The sequence below is a fragment of the Citrobacter sp. Cpo091 genome (genome assembly GCF_030332645.1).
GTDB classification, from domain to species: Bacteria; Pseudomonadota; Gammaproteobacteria; order Enterobacterales; family Enterobacteriaceae; genus Citrobacter; species Citrobacter portucalensis.
Window position 1 is genome coordinate 477,979 of sequence record NZ_JAOWHL010000028.1, and the last position, 20,308, is coordinate 498,286.

Annotated in this window: 16 protein-coding genes; 9 read left to right on the forward strand and 7 right to left on the reverse strand. The window is 52.7% G+C overall.

The genetic code is table 11. The annotated features are described in order from the left end of the window. Positions 1–19: 19 nt before the first annotated feature. Genes OGY04_RS05800 through OGY04_RS05810 form a run of 3 tightly spaced genes read right to left on the reverse strand, consistent with a single transcriptional unit; the run spans position 20 to position 6,478 of the window. Positions 20–2,182: a virulence factor SrfC family protein gene (locus OGY04_RS05800; RefSeq protein ID WP_286584932.1), complete on the reverse strand. Its 2,163-nt coding sequence runs from the start codon at positions 2,180–2,182 to the stop codon at positions 20–22. After that, positions 2,179–5,160 (reverse strand): virulence factor SrfB, encoded by a 2,982-nt coding sequence (locus OGY04_RS05805; protein ID WP_286584933.1) that lies wholly within the window; start codon positions 5,158–5,160, stop codon positions 2,179–2,181. Before OGY04_RS05805 ends, OGY04_RS05800 begins: the two co-directional genes overlap by 4 nt. Before the next feature lie 4 nt (positions 5,161–5,164). Further along, a complete protein-coding gene (locus tag OGY04_RS05810) occupies positions 5,165–6,478 on the reverse strand; it encodes an SrfA family protein (protein ID WP_286584934.1) in 1,314 nt (437 codons plus the stop codon). 282 nt (positions 6,479–6,760) lie between these two features. Here OGY04_RS05810 and OGY04_RS05815 point away from each other — a divergent pair, with 282 nt between their 5' ends. Next, positions 6,761–8,359 (forward strand): ABC transporter substrate-binding protein, encoded by a 1,599-nt coding sequence (locus OGY04_RS05815; protein WP_286584935.1) that lies wholly within the window; start codon positions 6,761–6,763, stop codon positions 8,357–8,359. A gap of 17 nt (positions 8,360–8,376) precedes the next feature. Next, positions 8,377–8,610 carry a YdcY family protein gene (locus tag OGY04_RS05820; RefSeq protein ID WP_003020183.1) on the forward strand — a complete coding sequence of 78 codons (234 nt, stop codon included), beginning with the start codon at positions 8,377–8,379 and terminating at the stop codon, positions 8,608–8,610. Positions 8,611–8,674: 64 nt separating this feature from the next. On the opposite strand, the gene OGY04_RS05825 is transcribed toward OGY04_RS05820, so the two are convergent. Together OGY04_RS05825 and OGY04_RS05830 are read right to left on the reverse strand one after the other, a co-directional pair. Next, on the reverse strand, positions 8,675–9,124 hold the full coding sequence (locus OGY04_RS05825) for a DMT family transporter (RefSeq protein WP_048227592.1): 450 nt from the start codon (positions 9,122–9,124) through the stop codon (positions 8,675–8,677). Continuing rightward, on the reverse strand, positions 9,121–9,639 hold the full coding sequence (locus OGY04_RS05830; RefSeq protein WP_048235335.1) for a GNAT family N-acetyltransferase: 519 nt from the start codon (positions 9,637–9,639) through the stop codon (positions 9,121–9,123). Before OGY04_RS05830 ends, OGY04_RS05825 begins: the two co-directional genes overlap by 4 nt. 37 nt (positions 9,640–9,676) lie before the next feature. Here OGY04_RS05830 and OGY04_RS05835 point away from each other — a divergent pair, with 37 nt between their 5' ends. The 4 genes from OGY04_RS05835 to OGY04_RS05850 all read left to right on the forward strand — a co-directional run bounded on the left by OGY04_RS05835 (position 9,677) and on the right by OGY04_RS05850 (position 13,018). Then, complete coding sequence (locus OGY04_RS05835; RefSeq protein WP_286584936.1) at positions 9,677–10,252, forward strand: helix-turn-helix domain-containing protein; 576 nt, start codon at positions 9,677–9,679, stop codon at positions 10,250–10,252. A 58-nt stretch (positions 10,253–10,310) separates the two neighbouring features. Next, the gene (gene curA / locus OGY04_RS05840) at positions 10,311–11,345 is read left to right on the forward strand and encodes an NADPH-dependent curcumin/dihydrocurcumin reductase (RefSeq protein ID WP_048214160.1); all 1,035 of its coding nucleotides are present in this window, start codon (positions 10,311–10,313) and stop codon (positions 11,343–11,345) included. Positions 11,346–11,597: 252 nt separating this feature from the next. After that, positions 11,598–12,659: a 7-bladed beta-propeller protein YncE gene (gene yncE, locus OGY04_RS05845; protein WP_003833093.1), complete on the forward strand. Its 1,062-nt coding sequence runs from the start codon at positions 11,598–11,600 to the stop codon at positions 12,657–12,659. A 137-nt stretch (positions 12,660–12,796) separates the two neighbouring features. Further along, a complete protein-coding gene (locus tag OGY04_RS05850; RefSeq protein ID WP_003020157.1) occupies positions 12,797–13,018 on the forward strand; it encodes a YgdI/YgdR family lipoprotein in 222 nt (73 codons plus the stop codon). 41 nt (positions 13,019–13,059) lie between these two features. Here the strand turns inward: OGY04_RS05850 and ansP are convergent, their stop codons facing one another. Both ansP and OGY04_RS05860 read right to left on the reverse strand, forming a co-directional pair. Further along, the gene (gene ansP, locus OGY04_RS05855) at positions 13,060–14,502 is read right to left on the reverse strand and encodes an L-asparagine permease (RefSeq protein WP_003833088.1); all 1,443 of its coding nucleotides are present in this window, start codon (positions 14,500–14,502) and stop codon (positions 13,060–13,062) included. A 280-nt stretch (positions 14,503–14,782) separates the two neighbouring features. Then, entirely contained in the window at positions 14,783–16,324 is a 1,542-nt protein-coding gene (locus OGY04_RS05860; protein WP_286584937.1) for a methyl-accepting chemotaxis protein, read from the reverse strand. 514 nt (positions 16,325–16,838) lie between these two features. Between OGY04_RS05860 and OGY04_RS05865 the strand changes: the two genes are divergently transcribed. The 3 genes from OGY04_RS05865 to OGY04_RS23200 are packed head-to-tail and all read left to right on the forward strand — an operon-like array spanning position 16,839 to position 20,297. Then, positions 16,839–17,837 carry an MsnO8 family LLM class oxidoreductase gene (locus OGY04_RS05865; RefSeq protein ID WP_032943505.1) on the forward strand — a complete coding sequence of 333 codons (999 nt, stop codon included), beginning with the start codon at positions 16,839–16,841 and terminating at the stop codon, positions 17,835–17,837. Beyond that, positions 17,837–18,958 (forward strand): amidohydrolase, encoded by a 1,122-nt coding sequence (locus OGY04_RS05870; RefSeq protein WP_032943504.1) that lies wholly within the window; start codon positions 17,837–17,839, stop codon positions 18,956–18,958. The genes OGY04_RS05865 and OGY04_RS05870 overlap by 1 nt, the downstream gene beginning before the upstream one ends. A gap of 25 nt (positions 18,959–18,983) precedes the next feature. Then, on the forward strand, positions 18,984–20,297 hold the full coding sequence (locus OGY04_RS23200; protein ID WP_502872398.1) for an LLM class flavin-dependent oxidoreductase: 1,314 nt from the start codon (positions 18,984–18,986) through the stop codon (positions 20,295–20,297). The last annotated feature ends 11 nt before the right edge of the window (positions 20,298–20,308 follow it).

Here is a 20,308-nt window from a genome sequence, read left to right on the forward strand (position 1 = left end):
TGACGGCGTATACGCCGTTTCAGGAGAAAAGCAGGGCATCTAATCGTTTTTTGTCGGTTTCAGAGACATCCTGTGGGTGCTGATATCCCGCATTCTCATTCGCACGGGTGTACAAGGCAACCAGCCAGTCGTAAACGTAACGGCTTGCACCATGCGAGGGTTGTTCATCCAGCTTCGTCAGGCGTAGCATCGGCGATTGCTTCGGCGCGCTAAAAATAGCCGATCCTTTTTGGATCCTGCTGGCAGGGCGCTGTTCCTCAGCAACGTCGGCAAATCCAAGCCAGGTAATAAAATCACCAATATCGGCGTGTAACTGCGCGGCACAGACGTTTTCTCGCTGCATAATGCGCTGTAAGCGTTGTGGCATCTCCAGGCGATAGCTGGTGGTGACGAGAATGTTGGCAACCAGCCTTAACGTACGGGGATCGAGTCGTAAACGGCGGGCATTATTTTCATCGCGACACCACTGGCGCACGTGGTTAATCCACATTTTGTGTGCCTGATATCCGGTCTCCTGACTTTCCGGCGAGTGTAGTGTGTCACGCACTTCGGCAAACAGGTCAATCTCTTCATTAAATAAACCGCTTACCTGCTCCTCGCGTGGTTGCTGAATACGCAGCAGCGACTCAAAAATGCGCATCGGCGGGAGCAAACCATCCAGCAGTTCGCCATGTTTTGCCGCTTGCGCCTGTAACTGGCGGATCACCGACTCGTGGCTATCCGATTCAGCTTGAGCGGGATTAATCCAGCTTATCAGCGTTTCGCGGATGCGCTGTTGATGCTGCTCGCGTAGAGAAGTCAACCTGGCCTGGCGCTGCTGTGGTGAGGTTGCCTGAGTCAGCCATTCGACAAGACGTTGTAAGCTATGTTTATCCAGCGCCTGCAACGTACCCCAATGCAGCCCGGGCTTGCCCATCAATTGCTGCACGGATTCATCAAGGTTTTGCTGGGTACTAAAACGCGCATCCTGCGGGGTAATGGCCCAAACCACGCCCGGTAATGCGGCATCATGAACAGGTTGGGTATCGTTGACCCAGCCCAACAGCTTGCGGGTGATGGCGGGCGTCTGGGCGCGGGCAGAGACCGCGTTGCAGATTAAGAGCACATCCGGTTGCAGGTGCTGGCGATAATGTTCCAGCATCCAGCCTAATTTTGCCTGCCACAGTGGATGAGGATGAGCATCCGGGGCGAGGGGGATATCGAGCAGATCGACATTCTCCAGCACCGCGTCTTCAACCGTCAGGACCAACTCGCGCGTGAGCAGCGCCAGTGACGACAAAGAAAGACTGACCGCATTGAGCAACTGATGATTTTCAATCGGATGAACCACCACATCGCTTTGCGCCTCATTATTGCTGGTCAATGCCACCTGGGTCAGGAAACTTTCGGCCGGTAAACCAAAATGATCAACCAGCAGACTCAGCGGGGCCGCTAATTCTTGCGCGTGTCCGGTTTGTTGCAACGTGTGCGCCAGCGCCAGCCACTGCTGCGTCAGCTCTGGTTGTTCTCCCCACAGTAACGCCCAGGCGTTTGCCCGGGTAGTCAGGTCAAGTGCGGGCAGCAACGTGGCAAACTGATACCATAGTGCATCGTCAATTTGCTGCTGGTTTGCCGGTACGCAGGAGCGCCAGAAACGACCAATTGCCGCAACATCATGTGCGGTAATGCCCGGCACCGGGTGACGCTGACGCAGCGTTTGCCATTTTTCCAGGCGCGCCTCAATAATCGATTTCTCGACCTGTCGGTTGCCCGGGAGCGCGCTGAACTGGGCGATAAATAGCTGTACCAGTTCGGCTTCACTGAGTAATCGCAGACGCAACGGCCATTCGCTATCATGCGGATTTTCATCGCGCGTAAAGCGGATCGCCATATTGGTTGGTGCATGGCCCGGATTAATATGCGAGAAATAATCAAAGCTGCGATCCGGGGTAACAATATTCACTTTGCCAGTGGCATTGCAGCACAATGCCGCCAGCAGATGTGCTTTTGCCGATTGTGAGTGTCCGTATAACCCTATACATCCTTGCGATGAAAAGGTCTCCTTCAACGCAGATTCACTCACTGCGGCTAGCGTAAGCTGTGCCAGCAGGGCATCCGCTTCATCATCAAGACGCGCCGCACGTTGACGGGTATCTACCACCCACTCGATGGCGGCCTGCGCGGTATTTAACATCTTACTCATTTTAGGTACACGCTCCCGCTATCAATCCAGTAATGGCTTCCGCTATGGCGACGGTCTGCCAGCGTATTCAGTTTTAACGTTAAGGCATTGGCGGCAACGGGGGTGCCATCCTGTAACCAGGCATCACTCAGGATGAAGAATTCCGGGCCACTTTCTTTGCTGCCGCCGCGTAGCTGCAGCCGAACATTCAACACGCCATCTCCGGCGATAGTTTTTGCCAGTTCGGCAGAGTTTATGCTGAGCGTATACAGCGGCGTGGCAGGCCAGCGGCTGTTTGCCAGTTGCCGAAATCCTAACGTCACGTTGCCACGTAACGGGAAATGCAACCGGGCATCCAGCTTCGCCCCAGGTTTATCAAGATCAATATCGTGATACCAGATGTTCTCATCGCGCAGGGTATTGACCGTATTATCCAGCACACCGAGAAAGCGTACGGTCGAGTAAGCGCCGATATCGGCAGCTTTAAAGTTAAAACGTGGCAAACGCAAATCCAGCGCCAGGCTGCACAGCATAGCGCCTACTGCTGCGGTCGATTTGGGATTACCAATTCGCCCTTGCTGGCTGAACGGATACCACTCATGCACGCGGTAGTTATCCATCCAGATCATACGGTTAACCGGAACAGGTTGCAGATGGCGGATCAACGCCTGTACACCGGGTAAACAGGCGGGTCTGCCTGTTACTAATAAAATATCGCAGCGATAGTGTGAAATGGCCTCACAAACCGCGTGCAGTGGGGAAGTCAGGGTAAATTGCCCCGCCAATAGTGCTTCTTGTAACTGCCTGAACTGTACCTGTAACGGCACGCTCAGAACATCAAACGCTGGCGACCCTGCTGGCAACGCATGATCGATAGCCTGTTGGATGTAGTTCATCACGTTGCGCGTGGGTTGTTGACTCAGGAGTTCCCCAAAGGTGGCATGTAGTCCGGCGACCGGATCGTTAATATCGCTTTGTTCCCAGGCAGAGAGGACCGCATGACCAAGCGGCATAAAGAGCTGCAATGCCGTTTGTTGACGCAGAATTGCTTGAGTATCGATGCGCCCGGAATCGCCAAATAGCGTGGCCAGCAATGCGGCGGCGTCGGTCACGCCAGCCTGTTGTAAGCGGGTTTGCAGTGCAGGCAACACGCAGCGCTGAATCACGTCCAGCAGCATGTCATCGCCCGCAACTTTAAAACCTTCACGGAACAGCAGATGCGGGGTAATTTTGACGTTCGCGCCAACGCCGTCATCAAGCTGGTAATGAACGACGGCCATATCCGTTGTCCCGCCGCCAATGTCGATCGATGCCACGCGCAGTGCACGGCCTTTAGTCTCACCAGGCTCCGGCAAACGGTCTGTGCGGGCAAGGGCGTTAAAGAACGATTCGGTGTGGCCATCGTAGTGTGAGATAGCCTCGTTATACAGCCACACCAGTTGCCCGCAACTGGCTTCATCCCATTCCATCTGAATTTCAGGTACGGGAACCACACTTTTTTCCTGCTGCTTACGGGTGGTGAAGTCTTCATCCTGCGGGTGCCAGCCCATCGCTTTCCAGACCAGGGCAATAGCTTCAAACATGCGCAGGCGGAAAATCTCGCGCTCCTGTTTGGGCATCGCCGACGGTAGGGTCAGGATCAGCGTCCGCAACTGACGAGGAGACGCCGGGAATCCGAGGCGCAAACGCGTCGCTACGCTGTTAATTTGCCCCAGCGCCTGGGCCAGTATTTCGCACAGCATATGCGTCATCAGCGTGCTGCGGCTGTATTGTGGTGAGAACACTGGTAGACGATCGTCCTGCGGCAGGCTGAACAGCGGTTGCCCGTCATCGTTCATCAGGTTCATCAGCGGGAAGGCGGTAGCCAGCGGTTCGCGCTGGGTTTTGCCATTCATCTGGCTAAAGCGCCAGTCATGTAACACCGGCGTTTCATCCCACAGATAGCGGCGCGGGCTTGAGATCCCACTGTTGCCCTCGGTGCCCATACGCTGCATCGCCAGCTTACGGGCTTCATCACCCACACGCACAATCGACGGCCAGATAAAGGCGTCATCACGTCCGCTCTCAACGGAAAAGTGCTGCTTACCAAAGCGCGCTTCGGAAAACTCCAGCCGACTGGTGAATAGCGGATCGTTGAGGAACTGCGGCTCGCTTAACGAACGGACCTGCAATTCAGCGGTCTGACGCAGCCCGTCATTGGCATCCCCGTGATCTTCAATCAGGACACCACAGGTATGGGTATTACCGATATCCAAAATAAGATCGACGGGAATGGCGGGGGTGCTAAGGGTGTGCGTAACCAGTTTCACTTCCGGGACGGAAAGCTGCTCACCTAACAGGGTCAGCACATTCAGCCAGTGCGCCTGGTATTCAAAGTTACGCAGCGCCTGCTGGATCTCTTGTTCTGAGCGGTTCTCATGTTGGGTGACATGGTGCATAAAAGATTCGCGCAACCAGCCGTCAATCCAGGTCTGGTCAAGGAAATCAGCAATTTCGTTGTCATGCCAGGCCAGCGCAAACCGTGTACCGTTAAGCAGATCATTTTCGTTGGGGGTTAACGCCGCAGGGGCATTTTCAGTAAGCTGGCTGTCCAGCGCTACGGTAACACGGTGGGTGTTGCCCGCGCTGTCCGGCTGCGGCAGCTTTCGCACCTGCACGCGTGCCCAGTTATCCGGGCCTTCAACAAACGTACGCGGCGGGTTAAAGCGCAAAAACGGCAGCGGCAGCCAGACGCCGTCGAGCACGTCCAGCGAATAGTGCAGCGTCTGAGTACTTTCCGGCTTCACCACTTCGGGTTGCGCGCCGATACTGCCCGGTAGGGTATAGCGTCCTGACGTCAGATCGAAGTCTAGTCTCAGTAGCGGACCGTTTGCCGTTTTGCGCACAAAGCGTCCATGGTGCGCAGATTCCTGCGGCGTGAGGCCGAAATCCAGAAATTGCACACCGCTATTGGCGATGAGCGTCACGCTCTGTTTGTAATCACACAGATTCACCAACATAAAATCAGGCACCTATCTTTTTGATCGTCAGAGGGATTTCCGCGTGATCGTCATAACGCGCGGTACAGGCGGCGACGTCATTGGTTCCCGCTTTGCAGGTAATTTCAGGCATCGGATAACGTGAACCGTCGGTACAACGGGCATTGCCGCGACTCTTAATCATTAATTCACCCGACTGGTGCAAACCAGAGAAAATCTCGGCACGACAAACAATGTTGTCACCATGAACCACGCGCGCAGTGCCTTTATTGGCCTGGATCTGATAGCGCAGCGACGGCGCTTTGCCGCTCACCGGATCTTTAACATCGACTATGACGCGCCAGTTACCGTTGAGAAAACGCGTCGTTCCTGCCTTCATCTGGTTGGCATCCATCACCAGCGCATCTTTTGGAATTGCGGCGATCACCACCGGTCCTTCGACAGGTTTCTCTTTCTTCGCAGTTGGGGTCACTTCAGCACGATGCAGGGGCAGTGCAAATGTCAGTGCTGGCAGCGGTGCCATATCAACCTTAGCGACTTCAATAGCGGTTACTGCGGGTACGGGCTGGGTGGTCTGTTGCTTCCACAGCAGCGGCCCAACGATGGCTGCAATAATCACTGCGGCAACGGGGAGGCTCCACAGCGGCAGGCGGCGTATGGGCTTCTCCTGTACCGGCGACGCAGTGACTTCAGGTTCGTTAACAATAACCGGGGGTTGAGGTTCAGGTTCAGGTTCAGCCGATTTTGGCTGATCAACGACCGGCGTCAGTAAGGGGACATCGGCCTCGGCAAAGGTAATTTCCGGTGCGATTTCTTCTTCCTGTTCTGGCTCTGCTACGGTAACCACAGGAGGAACATCGGCAATGCGCAGGCAGTCGAGCACATCGTCGCGGGGATTTTCATTCAGATTGACGAAGCCCCAGAATGTAATAACGGGTTTACCATCAACCAGAAACACGTGATTTTCACCGGGAAACTGGATGGCTTTTTCGAGCAGTGAGCCAAACAGCTGTAGGGAGGTTTTCCCCGATTGCAGGCTTTTACGGCTCAGGGTCGCCGCATTTTCCAGCATGCTACCCAGATAGCGCAGCGCACGAAAACGTGCTTCTTCATCAGCGGCTTTCCACGCCACGGCTTTCCCTTCTATCGGGGAATACCAGTCAACCCGATCGCCGTTGTCGTTAATTTGTGGGATCGCCAGACAATCCACCATCGCCTGCTGTTTACGCAGACGAAGCGTTTCACGAATTTGCAATGCTGAATCAAACACGGCCTGACCACCGCCGCCCACGGCCTGATAGTCATCCAAATTGCCGCTGCGCAAGAGAGTTTTTGCCACGTTGTTACCCCTTAGACTTCTTCACGTATCTACTTTACGTTTTATAAAAACGAGCAAACGGCGAAAGAGAGGCAAAAAGGGGCTAATTTTCATGGCATAGAGTGCCGGGAAAAATCTTGACGTTTTGAAAAAGACTTAAGGGAAATTAATTCGCTTGGAGTGATGAATTATTCAGCGAAATAAACCGGATTAGAATAACCTGATAGTGATTTGTTATTGGTCAGTTTTTGTCAGCTATGCTCTGATATCCCTGTTAATAATAAAATAAGAAGGCTTATAACCATGATTGCAAGGAAAACGTTACTCGCGCTGGCTCTCAGCGCCGTCTTACCGTCAGGCGCTGCGTTCGCGGCCAATACTGACACCATCATCTATTGCTCTGAAGCATCTCCGGAGTCATTTAACCCGCAAATCGCCAGTTCAGGTCCTTCATTTGTGGCCAGTTCACAGGTGCTCTACAACCGACTCATCAACTTTGATCCAGTAAAGAATACCCCGATACCGTCTCTGGCAACGGACTGGACGATTTCCCCGGACGGTAAGACTTATACGTTTACCCTGCGTCAGGGCGTGAAATTCAACAGTAATAAATTCTTTAAACCGACCCGCGACTTCAACGCAGATGACGTGATTTTCTCGGTATTACGGCAGAAAGATGCCGATCATCCGTATCACAAGGTTTCTCAGGGAAGCTACGAATACTTTAACGATGTTGGTCTGGATAAACTGATTAAAGAAGTGAAGAAGCTCGATGATTATCACGTTCAGTTTGTCCTCAATGAACCTAATGCTGCGTTTCTTGCCGACTGGGGTATGGATTTTGCCTCTATCCTTTCTGCGGAATATGCCGACGCGATGCTGAAAAAAGGCACCCCGGAAAACGTCGATAACTGGCCGATTGGCACCGGGCCTTACGTGTTGCAACAGTACAAGCAGGACTCGCAAATCCGCTATCTTGCCAACCCGAACTACTGGGATGGCGCCGTTCCAACGAAGCACCTGATCTTCTCAATCACGCCAAACGTCCAGACGCGGCTGGCAAAACTGCAAACCAATGAGTGCCAGATAATCCCGGCACCAGCCCCCGTACAGTTTGACGAGATTAAAAAGAATAAAGATTTGACGCTGCATGCGGTTGAAGCGCTGAACGTCGGATATCTGGCGTTTAATACCGAGAAAAAACCGTTTGATAACGTACTGGTGCGTCAGGCGCTAAACTACGCGACCGATAAAAAGGCCATTATTAACGCCGTCTTTTTAGGTTCCGGTACGGTGGCGAAATCGCCGATTCCGCCGAATATGATGGGCTTCAATAAAGATCTGCAGGATTACACTTACGACCCGCAAAAGGCGAAAGATCTGCTGAAGCAGGCGGGGCTGGAAAACGGCTTTGAAGCGACGCTGTGGTCAATGCCGGTTCAGCGCCCTTACAACCCGAACTCCCGACGGATTGCTGAGATGATCCAGAGCGACTGGGCAAAGGTGGGCGTGAAGGCGAAAATTGTGTCGTACGAGTGGGGGGAATATCTCTCCGGAATGCGTAAAGGTGAGCATGACACCGCATTGTTTGGCTGGATGTCAGACAACGGCGATCCGGATAACTTCGCCGATGTGCTGCTGGGCTGCGACAGCATAAAAACCGGATCTAACGCCGCGCGCTGGTGCGATAAAGAGTATAATTCGTTGGTTCAAAAGGCGAAGCTGGTGAGTAAACCGGAAGAGCGCGCCGCGCTTTACCAGCAATCGCAAGAGATTTTCTACCAGCAGGCTCCGTGGATAGCCCTGGCAAACGGTAAAACGTTCTACGCTACGCGCAGCAACGTCAGCGGATACAGCGTCAGCCTGATGGGCAGTGATTTTTCAAAAGCAAAATTAAATTAATGAGTTAAGGAGAGGTTATGTCGCATCTGGATGAGGTCAGCGCACGTGTTGATGCCGCCATTGAAGAGAGCGTCATTACGCATATGAATGAATTGCTGATTGAGCTCAGCGATGATGTCGCGTTGAGCCGGGAAGACCGCTATACCCAGCAACAGCGTTTGCGTACGGCTATCGCACATCATGGCCGTCAGCATAAAGAAGATATGGAAGCCCGTCGCGAACAGTTGACCAAAGGCGGCACAATCCTCTGATATTTCACTTATCCGACCTACAGGCATGTTCTGTAGGTCTGATAAGCGAAGCGCCATCAGGCAATTAAAATGAACGTCTCGCCACCAGCCACGCCCCGATGACCAACAGCACCGCGCCACAGACCGGACCTACCAGCGCCCGCAGCGGCACGCCGTGACTACGTAGAATATCCAGCACCAGCCCGCCGATTAACTGGCTAGCCACCAGCACCGCGATAGTGGTAGCGGCCCCCACATTTTGGTACCCACTGATACTGGCAAAAACAAAGAACGATCCAAGCAATCCGGGGATGAGCGTCCACCAGCGCACGCTGGAAACCAGTTCTCCAAATCCCGCAGCTCCTTGCTTAAACCACAGTATGCTGACAAACAGCACGATCCCGACCAGCGAGTTAAGCAACATGGCGATTAGGATCGTCGAGGACGTCTGGGTGATGCGTACCATCAAGGTATTTTGCACCACCAGACCAATACCTGCGGCAATCAGAAAGGAGAGGGTCAGCGTCTGGTTCATCTACGGGCATCCGGATCGCGGCGATCGTCTAGCTGTAACTGCATGAAGGTCAGATCCAGCCAACGGCCAAATTTGGTTCCAACCTGCGGCATTTGCGCGGTGGTTTTAAAACCCAGCAAGCTGTGCAGATGCAGTGATGCCTGATTCTGAGACTCAATACCTGCAACCATCACATGCTTGCCGCATGCGCGGGCTTCGTCTATCAGTCTGCTGAGCAGTGCCCGTCCTAGCCCTTTTCCCTGATGTTCAGGATGAACATACACCGAATGTTCAACGGTATGACGGAAGCCATCAAAGTTACGCCAGTCGCCAAAGGAGGCGTATCCCGTAACCACGCCATTCTCTTCACTCACCAGCACCGGATACCCCATCAATTGGCGGGCTTCATACCAGGAAATACGGTTTTCGGCATCGACCGTTTGATCGTTCCAGATAGCCGCCGTATGCAGTACCGCATGGTTGTAGATTTCTGCAATGGCGGCGCAGTCTTCTTTGCTGGCAAATCGAATTGACATGTTGAACCTCAGGGGTTGTTCACTATAGTATTACAATATGAATACTATTGAAGACAGCATAAATCAACGGATCAGTGCAAGAATTCGCATTGAGCGGGAATCTCGCGGTTGGTCACTCACGGAACTTGCCGAGCGCGCGGGTGTGTCGCGGGCCATGATCCATAAAATAGAGCGCGGCGAGAGTAGTCCAACGGCTATGCTGCTGGGCAGGCTTTCCGGCGCGTTTGGCATCAGCATGTCTACCCTGATTGCGCGGGCTGAAATGCAGGAGGGCAAGCTACTGCGCTTCGTCGATCAGCCTGTTTGGCACGATCCACAAAGTCACTATCTGCGCCGCCATGTTTCACCACGCAGCGATCTGCCTATCGATCTGGTGCAGATCGAATTACCCGCCGGAAGTGATATCCCGATGCCAGCCTCTTCCTATGTGCAGGCCAGACAACTTATCTGGTTACAGCAGGGAGAATTAGTCTTTGTCGAAGGGGACGTACGCCATGAAATGCAGGCAGGTGATTGCCTGGAACTTGGCCCGCCGAATGACTGTCGGTTTATCAATGAAACCGCGCAACCCTGCGTTTACCTGGTTGTGCGGTTAAACCACATCGTCAGCTAAATAGCAGGAACGGGCTGCTACTATTGATGGATTCATGCCAAAAGCAGAGGAGCACATCATGGGTCAACAGACTAATCGTAACCGTCGTTGGGTACTGGCTTCCCGTCCACATGGCGCGCCAGTCCCAGAGAACTTCCGTCTTGAAGAAGATGAAGTCGCAACACCGGGCGAAGGCCAGATGTTGTTGCGCACCGTTTATCTTTCCCTTGATCCCTACATGCGTGGCCGCATGAGCGATGAGCCATCTTACTCACCACCAGTAGAGATTGGTGGTGTTATGGTAGGGGGTACCGTAAGTCGCGTGGTGTCATCCCACCATCCGGACTACCAGCCAGGCGAATGGGTATTGAGCTACAGCGGTTGGCAGGACTATGACATCTCCGACGGTAACGGGCTGGTGAAGCTTGGCGATCATCCCGAGCATCCCTCCTGGGCGCTGGGTGTTATGGGTATGCCGGGGTTTACCGCTTATATGGGCCTGCTGGATATCGGTCAGCCAAAAGCGGGGGAAACGCTGGTGGTAGCTGCCGCAACCGGGCCGGTTGGCGCAACGGTCGGGCAGATCGGTAAGCTTAAGGGTTGTCGGGTGATCGGTGTGGCGGGTGGGGCAGAGAAATGCCGACATGCCACCGAGGTATTGGGTTTTGATGTTTGTCTCGATCACCACGCACAAGATTTTGCGCAACAACTGGCAAAAGCCTGTCCGCAGGGTATTGATATTTATTACGAAAACGTCGGAGGAAAAGTATTTGATGCTGTCCTGCCGTTACTCAACACCTCAGCGCGGATCCCGCTTTGTGGCCTGGTCAGCGGTTATAACGCAACGTCGCTTCCGGCCGGACCTGACAGATTACCGCTGTTAATGGCAACGCTGCTGAAAAAGCGTATCCGCATGCAGGGTTTTATCATTGGTCAGGATTATGGACACCGTATTCATGAGTTTCAGCGGGAGATGGGGCGCTGGGTTAAAGAGGGCAAAATCCACTACCGCGAGCAGGTGACCGACGGTCTGGAAAATGCGCCACAAACCTTTATCGGTCTGCTGACCGGCAAAAACTTCGGCAAGGTAGTGATTCGTCTTGCTGAGGATTGATGCGTAAAGGTGGAAGACGGTGAATGCCTGTAACCAGGCCTGCTTCGTACAAAATGTAGGCCTGGTAAAATGCCAATGTCGTTATCTGGTATTCATGGAGAAAATAAGAAGGTTACTACCCGAAAGCGAATAAACACTCCACATTGAGATAAATAATGATTACTATTCTCATTCTTAAAAAGGCAAAACCATGATTTTGCTCATTGAAGCTATGTGAAGCAGTAACAAACGAATTTATCAAAGGGAGTCGTCATGTCTTTACGTCATCTGTTTTCGCCGCGTCTGCGTGGTTCTTTACTGTTAGGTTCACTGCTCGTTGCATCATCTTTTACTACGCAGGCTGCAGAAGAACTGCTGCGCAAAGCCGTCGGCAAAGGCGCCTATGAAATGGCGTACAGCCAGCAAGAGAACGCGCTGTGGCTGGCGACCTCACAGAGCCGCAAACTGGATACCGGCGGGGTGGTTTATCGTCTTGACCCGGTCACCCTCGAAGTGACCCAGGTGATTCATAACGATCTCAAACCATTTGGTGCCACCATCAACAACGCCACGCAAACGCTGTGGTTCGGCAACACGGTAAACAGCGCGGTTACGGCGATGGATGCCAAAACCGGTGCGGTGAAAGGACGTCTGGTGCTGGATGCGCGTAAGCGTTCTGAAGACGTTCGCCCGCTGCAGCCGCGTGAGCTGGTCGCCGATGATGCCACCAACACGGTATACATTAGCGGTATTGGTAAAGAGAGTGTGATTTGGGTGGTGGACGGTGAGACGATCAAGCTGAAGGACACCATCCAGAATACCGGCAAAATGAGCACCGCTCTGGCTGTCGACAGCAAGGCTAAACGCCTGTACACCGCCAATGCCGACGGTGAATTCATTACCATTGACACCGCCACTAACAAAATTCTCAGCCGCAAAAAACTGCTGGATGACGGGAAAGAGCATTTCTTTATCAACCTGAGCCTGGACACAGCGGGCAACCGCGCATTTGTCACCGACTCTAAAGCGGCGGAAGTGCTGGTAATCGATACCCGTAATGGCAATGTACTGGCAAAAGTCGCCGCGCCGGAATCCCTGGCCGTGTTGTTCAATCCAACGCGTAATGAAGCCTACGTGACTCATCGCCAGGCCGGTAAAGTGAGTGTGATCGACGCGAAAAGCTATAAAGTCGTCAAAACATTCGAGACCCCAACGTTCCCGAATAGCCTGGCGCTCTCCGCCGATGGTAAAACCCTGTACGTCAGCGTGAAACAGAAATCTACCCGCGAGCAGGAAGCCACCCAGCCGGACGATGTTATTCGTATTGCGCTATAAAACATCCGGAGGGGGAAACCCCTCCTGTCATTTCTCTAAACCCCACGATACGCCTCGTTACACCCCGCCAGTAGCCCGAGCCACTTCAGGGACTTACACTACGCCCTCAACGGCTAACTGAATAACACGGGAATACCATGAAAAAGCCATTTATCTGTCTTTGTGCAGGCGTAATGCTGTTTACCCTTGCAGGATGTACCACCGATTACGTCATGACGACCAAAAGCGGACAAACCATCACCACCCAGGGTAAGCCAAAACTGGATAAAGATACGGGAATGACCAGCTATACCGATCAGGATGGAAATGCGCGGGAAATTAACAGCAACGATGTAGCGCAGTTGATTGAAGCGAACTAAAAATGAAGGCCTGAAGGGTTAACCAGTCAGGCCTTCAGCCATTACGGCGCGGTGCGGTGGATTTCCGCGACGCGTTTACGCACGCCGAACCACCCTGCAACCAGCAGGATGGCAATCAACGGTAATGACGCGATGGTGTAGGTGCCGTTTGGATAGTCAAACGCCATCAGCACTAGCACGCTCAGCAGGAACAGTAGGGTTAGCCACGAGGTAAACGGAGCGCCCGGTAGTTTAAAACTGACGTCTGCCGTTTTACCTTCTTTTATGGCCCGGCGCAGACGCATCTGACAGACCATGATAAAGCCCCACGACGCAATAATGCCCAACGACGCGAAGTTCAACACGATCTCAAACACCTGCGACGGTACCAGATAGTTCAGAAATACCCCGACGACATAGACGACCAACGTGGCGAGGATCCCAGCCCAGGGTACCTGTTGACGGCTCATTTTAGCCATGAATTTAGGTGCCGATCCGCCCATCGACATGGAACGTAAAATACGCCCGGTGCAGTACAGCCCAGAGTTAAGGCTGGAAAGCGCCGCGGTGAGCACCACAATATTCATGATACTGCCGATATATGGCACGCCCAGTTTGGAGAAGAAGGTAACAAACGGGCTTTGCCCCGCCTGATAGGCATTCCACGGTAGTAACAGAACCAGCAGCACGACAGAACCCACATAGAACAGACCAATACGCCAGATAACGCTATTGATCGCTTTTGGCACCATGGTTTGCGGATCTTTGCATTCTCCAGCAGCGGTGCCCACCAGTTCAATGGAGGCAAACGCAAAAACTACCCCCTGAACCAGTACCAGCGCTGGAAGCAGACCATGTGGGAAGAACCCACCGTTGTCGGTGATCAGGTGAAAACCGGTGGCGTTACCATCCAGCGGCTTTCCAGTGCCTAAAAAGACGGTACCCACCACCAGGAAAATCACAATCGCCAGCACTTTGACCAGCGCAAACCAAAACTCCATCTCCGCGAACCACTTCACGCCGATCATGTTCATGGTGCCGACAATGGCCAGCGCGCCGAGAGCGAACACCCACTGCGGTACATCACCAAATGCGCCCCAGTAATGCATATACAACGCCACCGCGGTGATATCGACAATGCCGGTCATCGCCCAGTTGATGAAGTACATCCAGCCAGCCACATAGGCGGCTTTCTCACCTAAAAATTCGCGAGCATAGGAGACAAAGCTGCCGCTGGAAGGGCGATGTAAAACCAGTTCACCAAGCGCACGCAGTATAAAGAACGAAAAAATACCGCACACCAGATAAACCAGCGCCAAAGCAGGACCCGCCATTTGCAAGCGTGCGCCAGCCCCTAAAAACAACCCGGTACCGATTGCGCCGCCAATGGCGATCATTTGTACCTGTCGATTACCCATCGCTTTGTGATACCCCTCTTCGTGGGCATTCAACCAGCGTCGTTTCGCCGCATGTTGTTCCGCGGCTTGCGTGTTGTTTGTGTTCATTACTTTTCCTGTTGACCTGACAAAAATACAAAATCCTTTTTGCCGCACCTGCTGCGGCGAAAACAGCCTTACCCTTCATTGTGTTACGGGGGAAAACTGCCGGCCGAGCATCCTACATTCAATTGTTCGGTTCCGCAAAGCCCCGATAACAAGAATTCAGCATTTTTGTACAGCCAGCACTGGCGCGGTGTGGCCTCGATTCAGCCAATAAAAGAGAAGGGCGTAAATACGTGGAGAGGTGTGCGCTTATCGAGACATTCACCCGATAAGCGCCGTAAGGTTATGCTGATACGCCAAAGACCTGAACGGCCTGCTGTAAGCGCGATGAACGTTGAGTCAGATCGGCGGTAGCATCGGTGACACGCTCCACCATCTCGGCGTTATTGTGTGTCATGGTGCCAACGCGTGAAATCGAATCGTTAATCAGATCCAGCGCCTGGGTTTGCTCACGCGTCGCCAGACTAATATCTTTGATCATCATCGACATCTGCAGGACATCGCCAATCATCCCTGTGAGATGCGTTTCCGTTTGCTCCACCATTTTGACGCCGCTGTTAACGTTAGCGACATTCTTCTCAATCAGCTGTTTGATCTCTTTTGCTGCCGACGCCGAATGCTGCGCCAGATTACGGACCTCTGCCGCTACAACGGCAAAACCACGCCCGGACTCCCCGGCCCGCGCGGCTTCAACCGCGGCATTGAGCGCCAGAATATTAGTCTGGAAAGCAATACTGTCGATAACGCCGATGATGTCGACTATCTGCCCGTTGTCACGCGATATCGCCTGCATCATGGCGATAGTTTGTTTCATAATATCGCCGCCTTCTGCCGCATTGGCGCTGGTTTTATCGGCCATGGTCATAGTATGAGCCGCAGTCTCAGCAGTTTGCTGTACCGCGCTACCAATTTCTTCAATGGCGGCAGCGGTTTGTTGCAGGTCGGCGGAGGTTTCTTCTGAACGCTTGTGCAGCGCCGTACCTTCTTTTGATACCCGCTGACTGATGGCGCGAATACCGGATATTTGCGTACTGACATCATCGACCAGGGAATTCAGATTAAGCCCGGACTGATTAACCAGACGCATCAGCATTCCGATCTCATCCACCCGATTTAAATGACAGTTATCAGGTTTTCTCCCGGATACCACTTTCTTCATTTGCGTCAGTAGCGTATTAACTGGCTGACAAATTTGATACTTAAGGTAAATAGCAAGCATCAGAAATAAGAACAATAACCCTCCCGCCTGAATAAATGGATTAACAGGAGCGAAGAGAAATAGCACAGCGAGCAGGGCGATTACCCCTAAAGAATAATTGACGCGCTGGCTAATGCTCAGCCATTTAAACATTGATGCCCATGACAATATTCCGCGACGAATGATAATGCCTTTAAAAAGACGAAACCCTTTAAGCTGCTGATTATTAATTTTTTGATATAAGCTTTCGCTTTGAGTTATTTCATCGCGCGAAGGAACGGTACGCACCGAGATGTAGCCGGTGAGTTTTTCATTGTGCCAGACTGGCGTAACGTTGGCGCGAACCCAGTAATGGTCGCCATTCTGCCGACGGTTTTTCACCATCCCCGTCCAGCTGTCTCCCTGCTGTAGCGTGTACCACATATCGGCGAACGCCGCGGGAGGCATATCGGGATGGCGAATAATATTATGTGGTTCGCCCATTAACTGGTGTTCGTTAAATCCGCTGGCATCAATAAACGCGGAGTTGGCGTAGGTAATATGACTTTGTTTATCCGTCGTAGAAAGCAGCGTCGCTTTATCGTTAAGTGCGTGCTCAATTTGTGTAACGGGCATGTTACTTTTCATAGAGGTCCCATGGTGCTATGTATAATCCATACAAAAATCCCCGCAATAAAATCGGGGGATATTAAAATCTGTTTTAAACCGTTTTAATAAGAACGTTGCATTCTCTACTAATCATCAATTCTGTGGAAGTAGTTAAAATAAAAATTCCTATGTAAATCATTCATCCTGTGTCATAAAAGTGAAACAATTAATACAAGCGCATAACGTGACAAGTCGTTTAAACTGACTTAACGTAAATCGCGTTAAAAAACCTTTTCGTAAAAAGAAAACTGGCATGAAATGATTTTGATGCTATTACCGTGATGCCAACGACCCTATTATATTTTGTAGGCTATTAATTGCGGGTGTTTTTCTGTTTAGCGTTACAACCAGTACTGGGCGATCCAAATTTTAACCCTGGCAGCGACAGGGGCTGTTATCTACTTTTTAGCTGAGTAAATGTGAATTAAATGTTTCAGTATGGCTATTTGATAAATTAATAATAAAGACATGTTAACAAACATAGGCTCGTAACATGTCATATCGCCTGAGTATTCTGGATAAAAGCCCCATCGGTGAAGGTGAAACTGCCGCAACCGCGCTTTCCCGTACGTTGCGCCTGGCGCAACTGGCAGAAGAGTGGGGGTACCATCGTTTCTGGATCGCGGAACACCATAATACGGCACAGCTGGCCAGCCCATCGCCGGAGCTGGTGATCGCCTGGATCCTCGGGCAAACCCAGCATATCCGCGTAGGTTCCGGCGGCGTAATGCTGCAACATTACAGCCCGTACAAAGTGGCGGAAAACTTCAATCTTCTGGCATCGCTGGCTCCTGGACGTGTTGATCTCGGCGTAGGGAAAGCCCCTGGCGGCTTACCGCTGTCGACCCAGGCGTTACAGCATGGGCTGCATCAGGAAGAAAAAGGCAGTTTTGCCGACCAGCTTTCTTTGCTTAACGATTGGCTGGCGCTGAGCGGAACGGAAAGCGGGGAAACGGTATTCCCGACGCCAATTCCACCGATACCACCGGAAAAGTTTGTACTGGGAGCCAGTGTACAAAGCGCGCAGTTAGCAGCGCAATCCGACTGGAATTTCATCTTCGCAGCGCACCTCAATGGTGACAAAGCGTTATTGCATGACGTTTTGTCCTTCTGGCAGACCCACAGTGCACGCCCGACGATAGTCGCCGTCCAGGTGATTGTGGCTGACAGTTACGACACCGCTGCGCAACTGGCGGAAAACGTACAAATCTGGGGCGTGGAGCTGGAAGATGGTCAACGTGTCACGGTAGCCAGCGAAGAACAGGCGCTGGCGTTTGCCGCTCAGTCTGGCAGCCCACCACGCAAAATCGCGCGTCGTGAGCAGGCGTTGCTACACGGCACCGCTCAGGAGGTGATGGCAAAGCTGAATGCTCTGCATACGCAATTTGGCATTGACGAGTTCATTATCGACACGCCAGTGGCGCAAGGGCATGCGCGTCTGACATCGCTGCGTTTGTTAGCGCAAGCCCATAACGCCGTGGAGGTGCTCTGATGACTCTCGGCTCAACGCTTATCGACTGGCGTCGTGAACTACATCAGCATCCGGAGCTTTCCCTGCAGGAGGAAGCAACCACGGCGCGCATTCACGCCTGGTTGCACGCTGCGGACGTCGACATTCTGCCGTTCGAGCTGAAAACCGGTCTGGTCGTGGAAATTGGTCAGGGAGAAGATGTCATCGCGCTGCGGGCGGATATCGACGCGCTACCGATAGAAGAAAGCGCCGACGTTCCGTTTCGCTCCCTCACGCCGGGCGTGATGCATGCCTGCGGGCATGACGTCCATACCAGCGTCATGCTTGGTGCAGCACTGCTGCTAAAACAGCAGGAAATAACCTTACCGGGGCGAGTACGTATTTTGTTTCAGCCAGCTGAAGAGAGTTTCGGCGGCGCAAAAACGTTGATCCGCGCCGGTGCGCTGCAAAACGTAGCGGCTATTTTCGGTATGCACAATGAGCCCGGTTTGCCGGTGGGCGAATTTGCCACACGCGGCGGCGCATTTTATGCCAATGTCGACCGCTTCGTACTGCGCATTAATGGCAAGGGTGCACATGCGGCGCGTCCGCATGAAGGTAAAGATGCCATCCTGCTCGCCAGCCAGTTGGTAACGGTGCTGCAAAGCGTTGCCAGCCGCGACATAAACACGCTGGATTCTGTGGTGCTCAGCGTGACCCGTATTCAGGGGGGAAACACATGGAACGTACTGCCGGAGTCCGTTGAGCTGGAAGGGACACTCAGAACGCACCGAACCCAGGTACAGCAGCAGGTTAAGGCTCGGGTTAATGACATTGCCGCCGGATTTGCCCACGCCTTTGGCGCACAAATCGACGTAATCTGGCATGCGGGACCAACCGCGTTGGTAAATGATGATCGTTGGGCCGATATTGCCACCGCGGTGGCGAAACAGTCAGGCTATACCACCCACCATGCCGACCTGCATATGGGCGGAGAGGATTTTGCCGTCTACCTGCAAAATACACCTGGCGCATTTGTCAGTATTGGCAGCGCCAGTGAATACGGATTACATCACCCGGGATTCAATCCGGACGAGCGTTTAATTGAACCTGCCGCGCATTACTTTGCACAGTTAGCAAAAACGGCATTTGCACACCTTTAAGTTTACCTGTTGGGTAGGGGTTATTATGGCTGAAAATCGGAAACTACGGCTCGGCACTATTCTACATGGCGCATCGGGAAATATGTCCGCATGGCGCCATCCGGCGGCTCAGGCTGATGCCAGTATTAATTTTGATTTTGTCAAAGAGACGGCGCTTATTGCGGAAAAAGGGAAGCTGGATTTTATTTTTGTCGCCGATGGTCTGTATATTAATGAAAAATCAATCCCGCACTTTTTAAATCGTTTTGAGCCGCTGACAGTATTATCCGCTTTGGCCAGTATCACCACGAATCTGGGGCTGGTTGGCACGGTGTCCACATCATACAGCGAGCCGTTTACGACCGCACGGCAGTTCGCTAGCCTGGACCATCTCAGCAAGGGGCGCGCGGGTTGGAACGTGGTGACGTCGCCTCTGGAAGGATCGGCAAAAAACTATTCTCGCGCTCAGCATCCAGAGCATGCCCAGCGTTATCGTATTGCCGATGAATATTTACAGGTAGTGAAAGGGCTGTGGGATTCCTGGGAAGATGATGCTTTTACCCGTAATAAAACAAGTGGGGAATTTTTTAATCCGCAAAAACTGCATACGCTTAATCATCATGGAGATTATTTCCAGGTTGCCGGGCCCTTAAATATTGGGCGTACACCACAAGGTCGTCCGATTATATTTCAGGCGGGCGCTTCAGCAGATGGTAAAAAATTAGCGGCGCAGCATGCTGATGCCATTTTTACCCATCAGGAGTCGCTGGCAGAGGCTAAAGCTTTCTATCAGGATGTAAAAAGCCAGCTGGAAGTCGCCGGACGACATCCCGAACAACTGCATATATTCCAGGGCGTCAGCGTTATTGTTGGCGACAGCGCAGAAGACGTTGAGCAGCAGTATCAGACTACCGCTGCGCTGGTCTCCGTTACTGACGCGCTGAACTATCTTGGCCGCTACTTTGAACATCATGATTTTGCCCAATATCCGCTGGACGCACCGTTCCCGGATCTGGGCTCTCTCGGACAAAACAGCTTTCGCAGTACGACTGATGAGATCAAACGCAACGCACGCGAGCGTGGTTTAACACTTCGTCAGGTTGCTCTGGAAGCGGCCAGTCCACGTCCACGTTTCAGCGGCACGCCACAACAGGTTGCCGACGGCCTGCAGCAGTGGTTCGACGAAAAAGCCGCAGACGGTTTTATCATCCAGGGCGGAACGCCGGATACCTTCCCGCGTTTTGTCGAACAGGTTGTCCCCGTGCTTCAGGCGCGCGGCCTGTTCCGCCATGAATATCCCGGTACGACCCTGCGCGCAAGCCTGGGATTAGCGACACCTGCAAATCAATTCACACAATAAGAGAAAAACGC

Excerpts from the sequence above, each read along its gene's own strand:
- OGY04_RS05835 (WP_286584936.1), top strand. The coding sequence starts at position 9,677 with ATGAATACTATTGAAGACAGCATAAATCAACGGATCAGTGCAAGAATT.
- OGY04_RS05825 (WP_048227592.1), bottom strand. The coding sequence starts at position 9,124 with ATGAACCAGACGCTGACCCTCTCCTTTCTGATTGCCGCAGGTATTGGT.
- curA (WP_048214160.1), top strand. The coding sequence starts at position 10,311 with ATGGGTCAACAGACTAATCGTAACCGTCGTTGGGTACTGGCTTCCCGT.
- OGY04_RS23200 (WP_502872398.1), top strand. The coding sequence starts at position 18,984 with ATGGCTGAAAATCGGAAACTACGGCTCGGCACTATTCTACATGGCGCA.
- OGY04_RS05820 (WP_003020183.1), top strand. The coding sequence starts at position 8,377 with ATGTCGCATCTGGATGAGGTCAGCGCACGTGTTGATGCCGCCATTGAA.
- OGY04_RS05805 (WP_286584933.1), bottom strand. The coding sequence starts at position 5,160 with ATGTTGGTGAATCTGTGTGATTACAAACAGAGCGTGACGCTCATCGCC.
- OGY04_RS05815 (WP_286584935.1), top strand. The coding sequence starts at position 6,761 with ATGATTGCAAGGAAAACGTTACTCGCGCTGGCTCTCAGCGCCGTCTTA.
- OGY04_RS05870 (WP_032943504.1), top strand. The coding sequence starts at position 17,837 with ATGACTCTCGGCTCAACGCTTATCGACTGGCGTCGTGAACTACATCAG.
- OGY04_RS05865 (WP_032943505.1), top strand. The coding sequence starts at position 16,839 with ATGTCATATCGCCTGAGTATTCTGGATAAAAGCCCCATCGGTGAAGGT.
- ansP (WP_003833088.1), bottom strand. The coding sequence starts at position 14,502 with ATGAACACAAACAACACGCAAGCCGCGGAACAACATGCGGCGAAACGA.
- OGY04_RS05830 (WP_048235335.1), bottom strand. The coding sequence starts at position 9,639 with ATGTCAATTCGATTTGCCAGCAAAGAAGACTGCGCCGCCATTGCAGAA.
- OGY04_RS05850 (WP_003020157.1), top strand. The coding sequence starts at position 12,797 with ATGAAAAAGCCATTTATCTGTCTTTGTGCAGGCGTAATGCTGTTTACC.
- OGY04_RS05800 (WP_286584932.1), bottom strand. The coding sequence starts at position 2,182 with ATGAGTAAGATGTTAAATACCGCGCAGGCCGCCATCGAGTGGGTGGTA.
- yncE (WP_003833093.1), top strand. The coding sequence starts at position 11,598 with ATGTCTTTACGTCATCTGTTTTCGCCGCGTCTGCGTGGTTCTTTACTG.
- OGY04_RS05860 (WP_286584937.1), bottom strand. The coding sequence starts at position 16,324 with ATGAAAAGTAACATGCCCGTTACACAAATTGAGCACGCACTTAACGAT.